Raw genomic sequence first — 16,363 nt, 5'->3', positions numbered from 1 at the left:
GTTCTCGCGCAGCGCGCTGTCACTCCATCATTGAAAATGAAAAAAAGCCCGCCGCAATCGCGCCGGGCTTTGTCTTGTGCCGTTATGACTTTGATCAGTCGGCCTTGTTGCGGCGCGCCGGGAACAGGATGATGTCGCGGATCGACGGCGCGTTGGTCAAAAGCATGATCAGGCGGTCGACGCCGATGCCGAGGCCGCCTGCCGGCGGCATGCCCTGGTCGATGGCATCAAGGAACTCGTCATCGAGCTGCTTTGCCTTTTCGCCGCGGGCATGGGCCTGCTCCAGCTGCTCGACCATGCGGGCGCGCTGCTCTTCCGGATCGTTGAGCTCCGAGAAGGCGTTGCCGAGTTCCCAGGTGTTGCAATAGGTCTCGAAACGCTCGACGAGGCGCGGCTCGCCCGGCACTTCCTTGGCGAAAGGCGAGATGTCCTTCGGGAAATGCGTGACGTGGGCCGGCTGGATCAGCGTCGGCTCGACCTTTTCTTCGAAGATGAAGGCGAGGCACTCGCCCCAGGTCCAGTCCTTCTCGACTTCGAACCCGGCAGCCTTGGCGGCCGCACGGGCTTCCTCGTCGGTCTTCATCGCCAGGAAGTCGATACCGGTCGCTTCCTTGACGGCATCCGGCATCGGCACGCGGCGGAACGGACCCTTGAAGGAGATTTCCTTGTCGCCGAACATGAATTCGGTCGAGCCGTGGATCGACAGAGCGAGCTTGGTAAACAGCCGCTCGACGAGGTCCATGATGTCCTCGTAGTCGGCATAGGCCCAGTAGCATTCCATCATGGTGAATTCGGGATTGTGCCGGGTCGAGACGCCTTCGTTGCGGAAGTTGCGGTTGATCTCGAACACCTTGTCGGTCAGGCCAGATACCAGCGTGCGCTTCAGATACAGTTCCGGCGCAATGCGCAGGAACATGTCGAGCTTCAGCGTGTTGTGGTGAGTCTTGAACGGCTCGGCCGTCGCACCGCCATAGACCGAATGCAGCATCGGCGTTTCGACTTCCATGAAGCCGTCGTCTTCCATGAAGCGGCGGATGCCGGAAACGATCTTGCTGCGCTGCTGGAAGCGCAGCTTCGATTCCTCGTTGGTCATGATGTCGAGGTGGCGCTTGCGGTAGCGCAGCTCGATATCCGACAAGCCATGCCATTTTTCGGGCATCGGCAGCAGCGACTTCGTCAGCATGGTGATCGTCTGCGCGTTGATCGTCAGTTCGCCGCGCTTGGTGCGGCGCACGACGCCGGTGACACCGATGATGTCGCCGATGTCGATCATCGGCAGCAGTGCGCGTGCGTCTTCAGGCGTGGTGTCCTTGTGGCTGAAGATCTGGATCTTGCCGGAGGCATCATGGATATCCATGAACATGCCGGAGTTGCGCGACGAGTAGACGCGGCCGGCGACGGTGACGACGTCCTGCGTCTCGGTGTCCAGCTCCAGGTTCTCGTACTTCGCCGCAAGTTCGGCATTGGTCATCGTGCGGTGGAAATGCGCCGGATAGACGTCGCCGATCTGTTCGCGGAGCAGCTTCAGCTTCTGCGCGCGCACTTCCGTCACATCGGAGGAGAGGGCTGTTGTTTCGGTCTTGTCGTTCATCGTCCTGTCCTTACTTTCCGCTGCCGGCCATCGAGGCGGCGACCTGGCCTGCAATCTTCAACCGCTGGCGCACGACCGAGCGGCCGAGCAGTTCCATGCTGTCGAAGAGCGGCAGCGACCGCGACGAACCGGAAACCGCCACGAACAGCGGTGCCAGCACGACCTTGAGCTTCTTGCCCATGCGGTCGGCGATCGCGCGTAGTTCCGCTTCGATCGTTTCCTTGTTCCATTCGAGGATCTTTTCCAGATCCGGCTGTACCGTGTTGAAGATCTCGACCAGTTCTTCCGGGCTCGACTTGATCTTGGCGAAGGCCGCCGGCTCGAGGCCGAGGTCGGACTTCAACAGGAAGTCGGCAAGGGCCGGCAGTTCGCCGAGCTTGGAGATGCGCGACTGCGACAGCTTCAGGCCCTGCTTCAGGCGATCGTTCTCGGACGCCCAGGCAAGCACCCGGCCGAGGAATTCGTCGTCGCTCAGCTTCTCGCGGATCCAGCGGCCGTTCAGCCAGTCGAGCTTCTGGATGTCGAAGATCGCGCCCGACTTCGACAGGTTGTCGGGGTCGAACTTTTCGGCAAGCTCGGCCATCGTCATCAGTTCCTCGCCTTCGGCGATCTGGATGAAGAACAGGCCGAGGAAATTCATCAGCGCTTCCGGCAGGTAGCCGAGCGCCGAGTAGTAGGAGATCGACGTCGGGTTCTTGCGCTTCGACAGCTTCGATTTGTCGGCATTGCGCATCAGCGACAGGTGCATGAACACCGGCGGCGTCAGGCCGAGATACTGATAGATCAGGATGTGCTTCGGCACGGAGGCCAGCCACTCCTCGCCGCGCGCGACGTGGGTGATCTTCATCAGGTAGTCGTCGACGACGTTCGCCATGTGGTAGGTCGGCATGCCGTCGGCCTTGAGCAGCACCTGCATGTCGACCGAATCCCACGGGATCTCGACGTCGCCATAGACGCCGTCGGTGAACTTGCAGGAGCCCTCGGTCGGGATCTTCATGCGCACGACATGCGGCTCGCCGGCATCGACGCGGCGGGTCACTTCTTCGGCTGTCAGGCTCAGGCAGTGGCCGTCATATTTCGGCTGCTTGCCGGCGGCGCGCTGGCCCTCGCGCATCTGTTCGAGCCGTTCCGGTGTGCAGAAACAGCGGAAGCCGTGGCCGTTGTTCTCGATCTGGCGAACGTAGTCGAGATAGATGTCCTTGCGGTCGCTCTGGCGGTAGGGGCCATAGGGGCCGCCGACGTCAGGGCCTTCCGACCATTCGAGCCCGCACCATTTCAGCGCATCCAGAACCTTCTGCTCAAACTCCGGCGTCGAGCGTGTGGCGTCGGTATCCTCGATACGAAGGATGAAGGTGCCGCCGTGCTTCTTTGCGAAGAGATAGTTGAACAGTGCGATATAGGCGGTGCCGACATGCGGCTCGCCGGTGGGGGAGGGTGCGATGCGTACCCGAACTGCTGAATCTGCCATGGTCTTTGCCCGTTTGACGTGCTTCTCGCCCCTTGCCGGAAGACAAGTCCGGCCGCCGGGCGCGCATTTTATGGGAAGGAAAGGCCCGTAGGGGTGCCGCACCAGCGGTATCGGCGGGCTATTCCAGTCGGCTCGCGTGAGACCATAGAACATGGAGCATGTCAACGGAAAGTGGATCACGCCGGTTTTTGTTGACACTGCCGATGGCTGGTTATATTGAACCGTGAGGTTATTTAACTGAAAGGTTTTTTAGGAAATGCCGGAAGATCGCCTGTCGACCACGCTCTCAGCCCTTGCCGACCCCACGCGCCGGGCGATTCTCGCCCGGCTCTCTCTCGGCGAGGCCTCTGTCGGCGAACTGGCGGAGCCGTTCGAGATGAGCCTGCCGGCGGTTTCAAAACATCTGAAAGTTCTCGAGCGCGCCGGGCTGATCAGCCGCGGCCGCGAGGCGCAATGGCGCCCCTGCCGGCTCGAAGCGGCACCCTTGCGCGACGTCAACAGCTGGCTCGACAGCTACCGCCGCTTCTGGGAAGAGAAGTTTGATCGTCTCGACGCCTATCTGCAGGAGTTGCAGAAGGTGGATCCGGACGCCGGGAAAAACTGATCTCAGCGATCTTGCTGGCGCAGCTTGGCTGCGCTACACATCCCGTGTCGAAAAAGGCAGGACCGGATATGGTAAGCCCGGTCCCTTCGTCACCGTACGAGCGGTTGCGAAGCTCTGCTCGAACCTGATCGTTCGAACCCGCGGCGTGGTTCCGATGCATCCGCATCGGTCCGCGGCGGGGTGTATCCAGATCAGACGCAGTCCGCCGCGTTTCTCAAAACACGGAGACTGCATATGCGACTGAACCATCTCGACCTTCACAGCCCCGTCGTTACCGAAACGGCGACATTCTTCATCGAACATCTTGGCTTCACGCTTGTCGAAACGCGCGGCAAGGATGCCTTTTATCGCCTGGCAGACGATGCCGGCATGGTGCTGGTGATCAGCCCGCCGATCGCCAAGCTTGGCGGTGGCGACCAGGTCAGCCTCGGTCTTCAGACCTACCATATCGGCTTCCTGCTGCCCGAGCGATTGGCAGTCGAGGATGCCTATCGGCGCATCCTGCCGAGCGGCATCCGCATCACCGAACCGGAAGAGCGGCATGGCGCCTATGTCTTCTATATGGTCATACCCGGCAACATCCTCGTGGAGATTGGGCAACGTCCCGACGCCTGAAGCAACCGGAACGATTTACCGGATGAGGCGTTATCCGTTCGAGAGGCGCGGGCTGTGCCAATCGGACATGACGAAGGCGGAGAACACGGGAATTTTTCCGATTTCTTCCCGTGGCCAACGAAACGGCAGTCGAGCGCCACTGCATGTTTCCTTAAATGCTATTCGATATAAGCATCAAAACATGCAGCAATTCAAAGCGCGACAGCGACCTTTGCGCGTCTCGTAAGACGCGCGGCGCTGTAGCGTTCTCACAAACGCCCGCAGCAAGATGGCCTGCATCCCCTGTGATGCAGGTCTTTTTTCGGCGCAACGAAAAGGCGGGGCTGGTGGCCCCGCCTTTCCAGTTTTGTTCGTGGCAACGCCTCAGTGCAGCTTGCCGGCGGCCTTCTTTCGCAGCCGCGCATTGCGCGCCACCATGTTGAGAACCTCCACCAGCGCCGAGAAGGCCATGGCGGCGTAGATGTAGCCCTTCGGCACGTGCAGGCCCATGCCTTCGGCGATCAGCGTCGTGCCGATCATCAAGAGGAAGGCGAGCGCCAGCATGACGATCGTCGGGTTCTTCTCGATGAAGTTGGCAAGCGGCGTCGCGGCAACGAGCATCACGGTGACGGCGGCTAGGACGGCGACGACCATGATCGGCAGATGCGGCGTCATGCCGACGGCGGTAATGATGCTGTCGACCGAGAAGACGAGGTCGAGCAGCAGGATCTGGCCGATCGCCGCGCCGAAGCTGTTGATCGCCGAAGAAGCGATGAAGTCTTCGCCGTGGTCGCTCGGATCGACGCTATGGTGGATTTCCTTGGTCGCCTTCCAGACGAGGAAAAGACCGCCGGCGATCAGGATCATGTCCTTCCACGAGAAGCCGTGTCCGAAGACCTCGAACACCGGCGTGGTCAGCTTGACGATCCAGGCGACGGTGCCGAGCAGGGCGAGGCGCATGACGAGCGCCAGGGTAATGCCGATGCGGCGGGCCCTCTCGCGGTGTTCGGCCGGCAGCTTGTTGGTGAGGATGGAGATGAAGATCAGGTTGTCGATGCCGAGAACCACCTCCATGACAACCAGTGTTATGAGGGCGACCCAGGCGGCTGGGTCCTGGGCAAGCGACATTATCCCCTGCATCGGCGATCTTTCCTTTTTCGGTGGCGCGTCGTCGCGCAAGAATCGCGGCAGTATTTAAGCAACATTGCGAAAGTGACAAGCGCCGCCGGCCATTTGCGGCGGCGCTTTACCGTTTACGCTTGGATCGGAATCCACATTTCGACCACCCCCATGCCCGAATGCGGGTCGAAACGATCATCATAACGCTCGATGAGATCAGGCGTTTGGCCATGCTGAAGACCGGACTCCGGCAGCCAGGTGCCGAAGATATGGTGCGCCGTCGTGGCGATCGACGAGATATGGCCGCGGTGCAGGAACACGGCGTAACGCTGCTTCGGCAGCTTCATGGTGGTAAAGCCGGCGGGCAGGGCGCCGGCGTCGTCGACTTCTGCTGCCGCCATATAGCGAAATGTCCCGGCTTCGCCATCGCTCTGGCTGCAGACGCCGTAGGCGACGTTGCCCTTCTGTCCGGGGATGTTGCCGAAGTGGGTATTGAAGCGCTGCCACAGCGAGGGAATGCCTTCGGTGCGGCCATAGGCGTAGGTTTCGGCAAGGCCGGCCAAAAGCAAAGGCGGGCTGTCTTCGAAGCGCGGTGGGTCCAGTTTGAGGAGGCGGGTGTCGTCCATTCTGATAGGCTCCGTCAGTGCGATGTTGCTGAGGTGCCCTTGCTTGCGCACGGTCTCCGGCGTGACGCCGAACTGCTCGCGAAAGGCACGGGTGAAAGCCTCGTGCGAGCCGTAGCCCGCTTCGAGGGCCACCGCGAGAATGCTGGACGAGCCGTCGGCAAGGTTTCGTGCGGCGCCGCTCAGCCGCCGCGCACGGATATAGGCGCTGATGGAGCGACCGGTCACCAGTCCGAAGACGCGCGACAGGTGAAAGCGCGAAAGGCCGGCAGCCTCGGCGATCTCCTCCAGCGATATATCCCTGGCGAAATGGCTCTCGATGAACCAGATCGCCCTTCCGATAGCACTCATGTTCACTCCCGTGGCAGACAGCCCATGCTCATAGGGTCTTGCCGCAAGGCGTGCTTGATCGCAATTGCTGGATTGAAGGCTAGCCCGAACGAATGAGCCCCTTGGCTTGGCTCAGTCCGTCTTCTTCTTCGGTCCATAGGCGGCCATGAAGACGCGGACGGCCGCGGCAACCGTGCCCTCGATCTGCTCTCGCGGCGGCGCCGAGCACATTCCGCCGAACAGGCGGTGCTTGAACAGCCCGGCCTGGGCCATCTCGATGAACTGCCTGGCCGCTACTTCCGTGTTGTCGATGTCGAGCGTGCCTGTTGGAACCTGCCGGTCGAGATAGGTCTTGAGGACCGTATAGCCGTTTTCGGGCGCCTCGCTGAAGAAGCGTTCCGCCAGATGCGGCATCCGGTCGATCACGCCGATCACCATGCGCATGGAGCGGATCGTGGCCTCGGAGGTGATGCTGCTCGTCAGGGTGACGCCGAAATCGTAGAGCGCCTCCTCGACGTCTTCGTGGTCGTTGAGTGCATGCTTGGCGGTCTGGATCACCAGGGTCTTGCCCTGGATGATCAGCGCCTTGAACAGGTCTTCCTTGTTTTCGAAGTAGACGTAGAGCGTGCCCTTCGAGACGCCGGCCTCGCGGGTGATATCGTTCATGCTGGCGGCGTCGAAGCCCTGGCTCATGAAGACCCGCCGCGCGCCCTCGAGAATCTGTTGGCGCTTGGCAGGGTCTTCACCCGCCGCATGGCGTCCGCTGCCGGGACCAAGCTGGTCGTCCGCGCCGTTATCAGGCCGGAAGGTCTCGTTTTGCTCGGTCTTTGCTGGTTCCATGATTGCCGTCTGCACCCGTCCCGTTCGCATTAATTCTCGTCCATCGAACTACCCGGTTCGATTCCCTCTTGATATGCGACGTCAAAGCGACTAAGTCAAGCTTCGATCGAACCGAACGGTTCAGTTCAGTCACCCCTCATTAACCAGGCCGGTATCCATGTCCGCATCCAAAACGTCCAGCGCCGCTCGCGTTCGCCCTGTCGGCGAGGATTTTGAAGTTCCGCAGACCCATGAGGCCGAGCCCGAGGCCAAGGGGGCGACTGCCGAGGCGCCGGCAGCGGTGCAAGAGCCTGCTGTCGAGGCCGCTTCGAAAAAGAAGAAGCGCAGCCCGATCTTGCCGGTTCTCGGCCTTGTCGCGCTCGCTGGCGCCGGCTGGTATGGCTATGACTGGTGGACCAATGGCCGCTTCATGGTTTCGACTGATGACGCCTATATCGAAGGCGACATTGCCACGATCTCTCCGAAAGTGTCGGGCTATGTCGCCAAGGTCGACGTCGTCGCCAACCAGAAGGTGAAGGCCGGCGATCCCATGGTCACGCTCGATGACGGCGACTACCGTATCGCGGCCGAGCAGACCGAAGCCCAGATCGCCACCCAGAAGCTGGCGCTCAGCCGTTTCGACGCGCAGATCGCAGGGGCGATGGCGAGCCTTGCCCAGGCCGAAGCCCAGAAGAACGCTCTCGAAGCAACGGTGCGCGGCGCCGAACTCGCGCAGAAGCGCGCGAGCGACCTCCAGTCCAAGGACGTCGGCACCGTTGCTTCGCGCGACAATGCCGACGTGGCTCTGGATCAGGCTCGGGCGAACCTTGCCGGCGCCGATGCCAACATCGCGGCTGCGAACGCCAACATCACCGTGCTGCAGGCGCAGCGCTCAGAGGCGGAAAGCCAGATCCGCTCGCTCGAACTTGCCCGTGACAAGGCCAACCGCGACCTCGGCTTCACCGTCTTGAAGGCGCCCTATGACGGCGTCATCGGCAACGTCGCCGTCCAGGTCGGTGACCTCGTTTCCGCTGGCCAGCGACTGGCCGCGCTCGTGCCTGTCGACCAGCTCTATATCGACGCCAACTTCAAGGAGACGCAGATCGCCCATCTGGTCCCCGGCTCGAAGGTCAAGGTCCATATCGACGCCTATGACGAGCACGCGGTCGAAGGCACGGTTGCCTCGATCGCGCCGGCATCCGGCTCGGTGTTCTCGCTGCTGCCGGCGGAAAACGCCACCGGCAACTTCACCAAGGTGATCCAGCGTGTGCCGGTGCGCATCACGCTGCCGGCCGATGTGCTGGCGGAAGGCCATCTGCGGGCGGGCTTGAGCGTCGTCGTCGATGTCGACACGCGCACGGCGCCCGACGAGACCAAGGTCGCCGCCACGAAGTAATCGGGCCTGACGCGCCGGCGTGTTCTTTTGAACGCGCCGATGCGCCTTTACACGCAGGGAGTGGCTCAGATGGCCGCAACGGCAACAGCAGGCTCGGTGGCGGCAGCCGCACCGAAGGTCGAAGAACATATGGACCCGAGAAGGCTGATCGCCTTCTTCGCCATGGTCGTCGGCATGTTCATGGCGATCCTCGACATCCAGATCGTTTCGGCATCGCTTGCCGAAATCCAGGCCGGCCTGTCGGCCGGCTCCGACGAAATCGGCTGGGTGCAGACCTCCTACCTCATTGCCGAAGTCATCATGATCCCGCTTTCGGGCACGCTGGCGCGTATCGTCTCGACGCGGGTATTGTTTTCGGTATCGGCTGCGGGTTTCACCGCGGCAAGCGCGCTCGCCGCCACAGCCACCAATATCGACCAGATGATCGTCTACCGGGCGATCCAGGGCTTCATCGGTGGCGGCATGATTCCGTCAGTCTTTGCGGCTGCCTTCACCATTTTTCCGCCGTCGAAGCGCAACATCGTTTCGCCGATCATCGGTCTGATCGCCACGCTCGCGCCGACCATCGGCCCGACCGTCGGCGGCTACCTCAGCCACGCCTTCTCCTGGCACTGGCTGTTCCTGGTCAATGTCATTCCCGGCATCATCGTTGCGACGCTGACCTGGACCTTCATCGATTTCGACAAGCCGGAGCTTGGTCTGTTCAAGAAGTTCGACTGGTGGGGGCTCGCCTCGATGGCGATCTTCCTCGGCTCGCTCGAATATGTCCTGGAAGAAGGCAACGCCAACGACTGGTTCAACGACGAGCATATCGTCATGGGTGCCGTCGCCACCGTGATCGCCGCGGTGATTTTCTTCTACCGGGCCTTCAAGGTGGAATTCCCGGTGGTCGACCTCAGGGCGTTTTCAAACCGAAATTTCGCCTTCGGTTCGATGTTCTCCTTTGTCATGGGCATCGGGCTCTATGGTCTCACCTATCTCTACCCGCTCTATCTCGGGCGCATCCGCGGCTACGATTCACTGATGATCGGCGAGACGATGTTTGTCTCGGGTCTAGCCATGTTCTTCACGGCGCCGGTCGCCGGCTTCCTGTCGGGCAAACTCGATCCGCGCGTGCTGATGACCATCGGCTTTGCCAGCTTTGCCAGCGGCACCTGGATCATGGGACATCTGACGGCTGACTGGGACTTCTACGAGCTGTTCATTCCGCAGATCCTGCGCGGCGTCGGGCTGATGCTGTGCATGGTGCCGATCAACAACATCGCGCTCGGCACCATGCCGCCGGCACGCATGCGCGGCGCATCCGGCCTCTTCAACCTGACGCGCAACCTTGGCGGCGCTGTTGGCCTGGCGGTGATCAACACCATCCTGACCCAGCGCCAGGATCTGCACTATGCCCGGCTCTCCGAACACATCCAGTGGGGCAACCCCGAGGCGATGGAGCGGTTCAACAACATGGCCGCCACCTTCAACGCCCATGGTCTCGATGGTGCTTCGATCGCCATCAAGCAGCTTGCGGCGATGGCCCAGAAGCAGGCGATGATCCTGTCGTTCGGCGATATCTTCGTCATCCTGACCGTGCTGTTCCTGTCGCTGATCCTGGGTGTGATGATGATCAAGAAACCGCAGGGCGTCGGACCCAGCGGCGGCGGGCACTAGGCCCACGCGCGGTTTACGCCGTCTTCGTGTTGCGGCACAATCCGGCCGGAAAGCAACGTCCGGCCGAACCCTGATCGACGATCCGGCACCTGGCCGGGTTGGAAACGGGGCCGTTCATGCGGGCATACCAACACTTCGGCATCTCCAGGCGCTCCTTCCTTGCCGCCGCCGCCGGCATCGGCGCGACACTGTTGGCCACGCCCATGCGCGCAGCCGGACGCCCGCCCATCGATGCTACCTTCCTGTTTTCGAACGATATCCACGCCTGCCTCGTCTCGACCGAGGGCCTTGCGCCGAACTGTGCGGCCGAAGGCAAGACCGACGCGAATCTGCTTCGCCACGTGGCAGCGCTCAATGCCCTGCCGGCGATGCACTGGCCGGAAACCGTCGGCGGTCAGTCAAGCGGGCTCGGCAGCACCGGCCGGCGGATCGGCCGGCCGCTCGGTCTTGTGCTCGGTGGCGACGTGACCGATGACGGCGGCGGACAGGTGCGCCAGCCGCGTGAGGGACGGCAGCTGCAGCAGTTTTCGAGCCGCTATCAGGAAGGACCGGGTGCCGACCGCGTGCACTTCCCCGTCTATGTCGGGCTCGGCAACCATGACCTCGACCAGGACGGGCCGCCGCCGCATGTCGACTGGTATCGCCGCGAACTGCGCGACTATGTCGAGCTCAATCATCGGCAGTCGGTGTTCTACAAGCCTCCGGTGCCGGTGACGAACTACGACCCGCTGTCGGATTGCTATTCCTGGGATTGGGGCGGGCTGCATCTCGTTCAGCTCCAACGCTTCGGTGGCGACGTCAGCAAGGGTGCGGTGGATGCGCTGCCGTGGCTGAAGCAGGATCTGGCAACCTATGCCGCTGACGGCCGACCGGTGATCCTGTTCCAGCACTATGGCTGGGATGCCTTCTCGACGGAGGTCTGGGACGCTGCCGCCAGGACCTTCGACGACCAGGGCAATGGCCCGCCGCATTGGTGGAGTCCTGGCGAGCGGCAGGCGCTCGTTGATGCCGTCAAGGGCTATAATGTCATCGGTCTCTTTCACGGCCATCAGCACGAAACCGCGATGATCTATCGCCGCGAAGGGCTGGATCTGTTCAAGCCGAAGGCGGCCTATATGGGCGGTTTCGCGCTCGTGCGCGTGACCGACGGCTTCATGGATGTGGTGCTTGCCGAGGCCGGGAAGGGCCACGGCGAGGTCACTTTCACGCAAGCATTCAGCAAGCGTTTTTAGCCAGCGAAAACAGCGGCCGGTCTTTCCTTGCGTGTTTTTGATTTACGTACATCAAAAATTCCTCTAAGGCAGTTTGCGGGAGGAAATGATGCGCCCTACAGTCCACGACATCGCTGCAGAAGCAGGCGTCAGCCTTGCGACCGTCGACCGGGTTTTGAACAATCGCCCGGGTGTGCGGACGGTCACGCGCGACAAGGTCGAGCGCGCGATCGCGACGCTCGGTTATATCAGGGACGTGGCGGCGGCCAACCTTGCCAAGAGCCGCAGCTATCCGCTGATCTTCATTTTGCCCGAAGGCGAAAACGCCTTCATGCGCGGGCTCGAGGCCGAGGTCCAGTCCGCAATGGCCCGCTCCGCCGTCGAGCGGACCGATGTCAGCATCCTCTCCGTTCCCGCCTTCGATGCATCGGCGCTGGCCGATGCGCTCGACGAAGCGCGCCGACGCGGACCGGCCGGCGTTGCCGTCGTTGCCGTCGAAGCGCCTGAAGTGGTTGCGGCCGTTGGGCGGCTTCGCGAGGACGGCATTGCCGTCGTCACCCTCGTGTCCGACCTGACCGGCTCCGAGCGCGAGCATTTCGCCGGCGTCGACAATATTGCCGCCGGACGCACGGCCGGCAGTCTGATGCGGCGTTTTGTCGGCGGCCGCGACGGGCCCGTTGCCATCGTCGCCGGATCGATGCTGGTGCGAGACCATCGGGATCGGCTTGAGGGTTTCAGCGCTGCCGTCAATGAAGGTGCCGCCAAGCGGCAGCTTTTGCCCGTGGTCGAGGGCCACGATGACCCGTCGGAAGTCGAAAATCTGGTGCAGGATCTGCTCGCCGCGCATCCGAACCTTACCGGCATCTACAGCCTCGGCGCCGGCAACCGCGGCCTGATCGCGGCGCTGGAGAAGGCCGGACGTCAGTCCGAGATCTGCGCGATCGCGCACGAATTGACGCCGTACAGTCGTGCTGCACTCGTTTCGGGTACCATCGATGCGCTGCTCAACCAGGATGCCGGTCACGAGGTGCGCAGCGCCATTCGCGTGCTGAAGGCCCGCGCCGATGGGCTCTCGATGATAGAGGCGCAGGAACGCATCCGCATCGACATTTTCCTCAAAGACAACCTGCCGGTCGAACCGGTGTAATGCTTTGAATTTACACAATTCCTGACGGAAAACCGTTGCACGCTTTCCCCGGAATTGCCCAATGGAGGCACGCATGTATCTTGGACTGGATCTCGGCACGTCGGGCGTCAAGGCGATGCTGATGGATGGCGATCAGCGTATTGTCGGTTCGGCATCCGGCGCACTCGACGTCTCGCGGCCGCATCCCGGTTGGTCGGAGCAGGACCCGGCCGCTTGGATCAGGGCTACCGAGGAGGCGATATCAGGCCTGAAGGCGGCACATCCTTCAGCCCTTGCCGCCGTGCGCGGCATCGGCCTTTCCGGCCAGATGCATGGCGCGACGCTGCTTGACGCCGACGACAAGGTGCTGCGGCCCTGCATCCTCTGGAACGACACCCGCAGTTTTCGCGAGGCAGCGGCGCTCGATGCCGAGCCGCAATTCCGCGCCATCACCGGCAACATCGTCTTCCCCGGATTCACCGCGCCGAAACTCGCATGGGTGCGTGAAAACGAGCCGGATCTCTTTGCCAAGGTGCGGTGGGTGCTGTTGCCGAAGGACTATCTGCGCCTGTGGCTGACGGGTGAGCATATGTCCGAGATGTCGGATTCGGCCGGCACGGCTTGGCTCGATACGGCCAAGCGCCGCTGGTCAGAAAGCCTGCTTTCGGCCACCGGCATGGAGGAACGGCAGATGCCGGATCTCGTCGAAGGCACGGATCGGGCGGGCGGGCTCCGGCCCGAGCTGGCGTCACGCTGGGGCATGGATGCCGGCGTCGTCGTTGCCGGGGGGGCGGGCGACAATGCGGCGTCTGCCTGCGGTATGGGCACCGTCGGCGAAGGCCATGCTTTCGTTTCATTGGGCACGTCGGGTGTGCTGTTTGCCGCCAATGCAAGCTACCTGCCCAATCCGGAAAGCGCCGTTCACGCCTTCTGCCACGCTCTGCCGAATACCTGGCATCAGATGGGTGTCATTCTGTCGGCGACCGATGCGCTCAACTGGTATTCCGGAATCGCCGGTCGCAGCGCCGCCGACCTCAGCACCGAGCTCGGCGATACGCTGAAGGCGCCAAGCGGCGTGACCTTCCTTCCCTATCTCTCCGGCGAGCGCACGCCCCACAATGATGCAACGATCCGCGGCGCATTTGCCGGGCTCGGCCACGAGAGCAGCCGGGTAGTGCTGACGCAGGCGGTCATGGAAGGCGTTTCCTTCGCCATCCGTGACAGCCTCGAAGCTTTGCGTGCCGCCGGCACGACGCTTTCGCGGGTGACGGCGATCGGTGGTGGATCGCGTTCGCGCTACTGGCTGAAGTCGATCGCGACCGCGCTCGACCTGCCGGTCGATCTGCCTGCTGATGGCGATTTCGGCGCCGCCTTCGGTGCTGCGCGTCTCGGCCTGATCGCGGCGACCGGCGCCGACCCAGTCGCGATTTGCCATGCACCGAAAACGGCGGAAACGATCGCGCCCGAAGCGGCTTTTGTGGCGGCCTACGACGAAGCCTACCAGAGCTATCGGCGTCTCTATCCCGCCATCAAGGGCGCGACGACGTGACCGCACCGCGCCCCTCCATGGCTGTTTTCGATCGACCGGGCCTATTGCGCCGGCACCTTGTCGATAAAGCCGGTGACCTGTTTCAGCCGGCCGTTCTCGATGAGGCCGACGTCGGTGCCCTCGATCACGGATTCGTCGCCATCTGGGCCAAGCGCCCAGGAGAAGCGGATCGTGTCGGCAAAGCCGTCCGGCGTGCCCTTGAGCGTGAAGCGAAAACCAGGAAACTGGCCCTGAACGCCGGCGATCAAGCCGCCGATGCCCGCATGCCCGTCACCCTGCATGATCGGGTCGCGATAGGCGACGTCGACGGTAAAGGCCGCTTCGATCAACACGCTGCGGCTGCCGACCTCTGCGTTCCAGGCGGCGATGTAGGCCTCGGCGATCCGGTTGAAATCGTTCATCTGACTATTCCTTTGGCTTGGCGTTTCGATGCCGCAGGTATCGCCGCACGAGGGAATGAAACCAATTACCTTCCACGTAATGACCGGGCGTTTTGCAGTCGCGGCGCCGGCACACCAGCCTTGAGAGGAGCCAGACCGTGAGCACGGGATTTTTCGGCGATATCGCTAAGATCAAGTATGAGGGACCGGAGAGCAGCAATCCGCTCGCCTTCCGCCACTACAACAAGGACGAGGTCGTTTTCGGCAAGCGCATGGAAGATCACCTGCGCTTCGCGGTTGCCTATTGGCACACCTTCGTCTGGCCGGGCGGAGACCCCTTTGGCGGCCAGACGTTCGAGCGCCCATGGTTCAAGGACACGATGGATGCGGCCAAGCTGAAGGCGGATGTTGCGTTCGAATTCTTCCAGCTGCTCGGCGTTCCCTACTACTGCTTCCACGATGCCGACGTGCGCCCCGAGGGCCGGAACTTCGTCGAAAACACCAAGAACCTCAACGAGATCGTCGACTATTTCGCAAAGAAGCAGGCCGACACCGGCGTCAAGCTGCTCTGGGGCACCGCCAACCTCTTCTCCAATCGCCGCTATATGTCGGGTGCCGCCACCAATCCGGATCCGGATGTGTTTGCCTTTGCAGCCGCGACGGTAAAGACCTGCCTAGATGCCACCCAGCGTCTCGGCGGTGAGAACTACGTGCTGTGGGGCGGGCGCGAAGGTTACGAGACGCTGCTCAACACCGACCTTTCGCGAGAACTCGACCAGCTCGGCCGCTTCGTCAATCTGGTGGTCGACTACAAGCACAAGATCGGCTTCAAGGGCGCGATCCTGATCGAGCCGAAGCCGCAGGAGCCGACCAAGCACCAGTATGACTATGACGTCGCCACGGTCTACGGCTTCCTCAAGAGGTACGGTCTGGAGAAGGAAGTCCAGGTCAATATCGAGCAGGGCCATGCGATCCTCGCCGGCCATTCCTTCGAGCACGAACTGGCTCTTGCCAATGCGCTTGGCATCTTCGGTTCGATCGACATGAACCGCAACGACTACCAGTCGGGTTGGGATACGGACCAGTTCCCCAACAACGTGCCGGAAATGGCGCTCGCCTACTATCAGGTGCTGGCAGGCGGCGGTTTCAAGTCGGGCGGCACCAACTTCGACGCGAAGCTGCGGCGCCAGTCGCTCGACCCCGAGGACCTCTTGATCGGCCATATCGGCGGCATGGATTGCTGCGCCCGCGGCATCAAGGCGGCCGCCCAGATGATCGAAGACAAGGCGCTGTCGGCTCCGCTTGATCAGCGCTACGCCGGTTGGCAGGTGCCGGAAGCCAAGAAGATGCTCGAGGGTGGCTTCTCGCTGGAAGAGATCGAAGCTTGGGTGCTGAAGTCCGACCTCAACCCGCAACCGAAGTCCGGCAAGCAGGAGCTGCTGGAGAATGTCGTCAACCGCTACGTCTGAGCGGCTGCGATCAACGCTGATTGAAGAACCGGCCGCCGCTGCGGCCGGTTTTTTTACTGGTGCCTCGTCGTGCCGGTGAGGCGCACCGCAGTCAGTTTCCGGATTGGCATTTCGGCGCCTGTGAACGCAGGAGGACGCCTCCCGAAATTCTCGTCCCAACCGGTTGCTCCATACAGAAAATCTGCTAGCTTCGGCGCCTGCAACGTTTCAGGTGCTTCAGCTGCAGCGAAAATGAAGCTTTCGTCCGCTTCTTCCTGTCGTTGGCCGAACCGGCCGGCTCTGCCGGTAGCCATATCATCAGGAGGATGTTTGCGATGAAAACGATTAAGGGCCCCGGTCTGTTTCTTGCGCAGTTTGCCGGGGATGCGGCGCCGTTCAACTCGTTTGCGGCGATCACCAAGTGGGCTGCCGATTGCGGCTACAAG

The 16,363-nt window shown here is 62.3% G+C and carries 14 protein-coding genes and 1 pseudogene; 9 read left to right on the top strand and 6 right to left on the bottom strand.

Annotated elements, in window-relative coordinates; all coding sequences use genetic code 11:
- Positions 1-94: 94 nt before the first annotated feature.
- The gene (gene lysS, locus ASD03_RS17995; protein WP_025424919.1) at positions 95-1,591 is read right to left on the bottom strand and encodes a lysine--tRNA ligase; all 1,497 of its coding nucleotides are present in this window, start codon (positions 1,589-1,591) and stop codon (positions 95-97) included.
- A 10-nt stretch (positions 1,592-1,601) separates the two neighbouring features.
- Entirely contained in the window at positions 1,602-3,059 is a 1,458-nt protein-coding gene (gltX, locus tag ASD03_RS17990; protein ID WP_057210080.1) for a glutamate--tRNA ligase, read from the bottom strand.
- A 256-nt stretch (positions 3,060-3,315) separates the two neighbouring features.
- Between gltX and ASD03_RS17985 the strand changes: the two genes are divergently transcribed.
- Together ASD03_RS17985 and ASD03_RS17980 are read left to right on the top strand one after the other, a co-directional pair.
- Positions 3,316-3,663 carry a metalloregulator ArsR/SmtB family transcription factor gene (locus ASD03_RS17985; protein WP_025424917.1) on the top strand — a complete coding sequence of 116 codons (348 nt, stop codon included), beginning with the start codon at positions 3,316-3,318 and terminating at the stop codon, positions 3,661-3,663.
- Between the two features lie 234 nt (positions 3,664-3,897).
- Positions 3,898-4,278: a VOC family protein gene (locus ASD03_RS17980; RefSeq protein ID WP_025424916.1), complete on the top strand. Its 381-nt coding sequence runs from the start codon at positions 3,898-3,900 to the stop codon at positions 4,276-4,278.
- 363 nt (positions 4,279-4,641) lie between these two features.
- On the opposite strand, the gene ASD03_RS17975 is transcribed toward ASD03_RS17980, so the two are convergent.
- The 3 genes from ASD03_RS17975 to ASD03_RS17965 all read right to left on the bottom strand — a co-directional run bounded on the left by ASD03_RS17975 (position 4,642) and on the right by ASD03_RS17965 (position 7,169).
- Positions 4,642-5,397, bottom strand: coding sequence for a TerC family protein (locus ASD03_RS17975; RefSeq protein ID WP_025424915.1), 756 nt, complete (start codon positions 5,395-5,397; stop codon positions 4,642-4,644).
- A gap of 113 nt (positions 5,398-5,510) precedes the next feature.
- Complete coding sequence (locus ASD03_RS17970; RefSeq protein ID WP_025424914.1) at positions 5,511-6,350, bottom strand: AraC family transcriptional regulator; 840 nt, start codon at positions 6,348-6,350, stop codon at positions 5,511-5,513.
- A gap of 111 nt (positions 6,351-6,461) precedes the next feature.
- Entirely contained in the window at positions 6,462-7,169 is a 708-nt protein-coding gene (locus ASD03_RS17965) for a TetR/AcrR family transcriptional regulator (protein WP_025424913.1), read from the bottom strand.
- Positions 7,170-7,326: 157 nt separating this feature from the next.
- Here ASD03_RS17965 and ASD03_RS17960 point away from each other — a divergent pair, with 157 nt between their 5' ends.
- The 5 genes from ASD03_RS17960 (at position 7,327) to xylB (ending at position 14,089) form a co-directional block, all read left to right on the top strand.
- Complete coding sequence (locus ASD03_RS17960; protein ID WP_025424912.1) at positions 7,327-8,544, top strand: HlyD family secretion protein; 1,218 nt, start codon at positions 7,327-7,329, stop codon at positions 8,542-8,544.
- Positions 8,545-8,613: 69 nt separating this feature from the next.
- Positions 8,614-10,203 (top strand): DHA2 family efflux MFS transporter permease subunit, encoded by a 1,590-nt coding sequence (locus ASD03_RS17955; protein ID WP_025424911.1) that lies wholly within the window; start codon positions 8,614-8,616, stop codon positions 10,201-10,203.
- Between the two features lie 203 nt (positions 10,204-10,406).
- Positions 10,407-11,435 (top strand): metallophosphoesterase, encoded by a 1,029-nt coding sequence (locus ASD03_RS17950; RefSeq protein ID WP_162174738.1) that lies wholly within the window; start codon positions 10,407-10,409, stop codon positions 11,433-11,435.
- Between the two features lie 88 nt (positions 11,436-11,523).
- Complete coding sequence (locus tag ASD03_RS17945; protein ID WP_025424909.1) at positions 11,524-12,561, top strand: LacI family DNA-binding transcriptional regulator; 1,038 nt, start codon at positions 11,524-11,526, stop codon at positions 12,559-12,561.
- A 73-nt stretch (positions 12,562-12,634) separates the two neighbouring features.
- Positions 12,635-14,089, top strand: coding sequence for a xylulokinase (xylB, locus tag ASD03_RS17940; RefSeq protein WP_025424908.1), 1,455 nt, complete (start codon positions 12,635-12,637; stop codon positions 14,087-14,089).
- A 41-nt stretch (positions 14,090-14,130) separates the two neighbouring features.
- On the opposite strand, the gene ASD03_RS17935 is transcribed toward xylB, so the two are convergent.
- A complete protein-coding gene (locus tag ASD03_RS17935; protein WP_025424907.1) occupies positions 14,131-14,490 on the bottom strand; it encodes a nuclear transport factor 2 family protein in 360 nt (119 codons plus the stop codon).
- 137 nt (positions 14,491-14,627) lie between these two features.
- Between ASD03_RS17935 and xylA the strand changes: the two genes are divergently transcribed.
- Both xylA and ASD03_RS39035 read left to right on the top strand, forming a co-directional pair.
- Positions 14,628-15,938, top strand: coding sequence for a xylose isomerase (gene xylA / locus ASD03_RS17930; RefSeq protein WP_025424906.1), 1,311 nt, complete (start codon positions 14,628-14,630; stop codon positions 15,936-15,938).
- 314 nt (positions 15,939-16,252) lie between these two features.
- Positions 16,253-16,363: pseudogene (locus ASD03_RS39035) on the top strand (sugar phosphate isomerase/epimerase); the annotation flags it as partial.

Origin of the sequence: Ensifer sp. Root127 (genome assembly GCF_001425225.1) — a bacterium.
In the GTDB taxonomy this organism is placed as follows: domain Bacteria; phylum Pseudomonadota; class Alphaproteobacteria; order Rhizobiales; family Rhizobiaceae; genus Ensifer; species Ensifer canadensis.
This window is presented reverse-complemented; position numbering and strand designations above follow the sequence as displayed.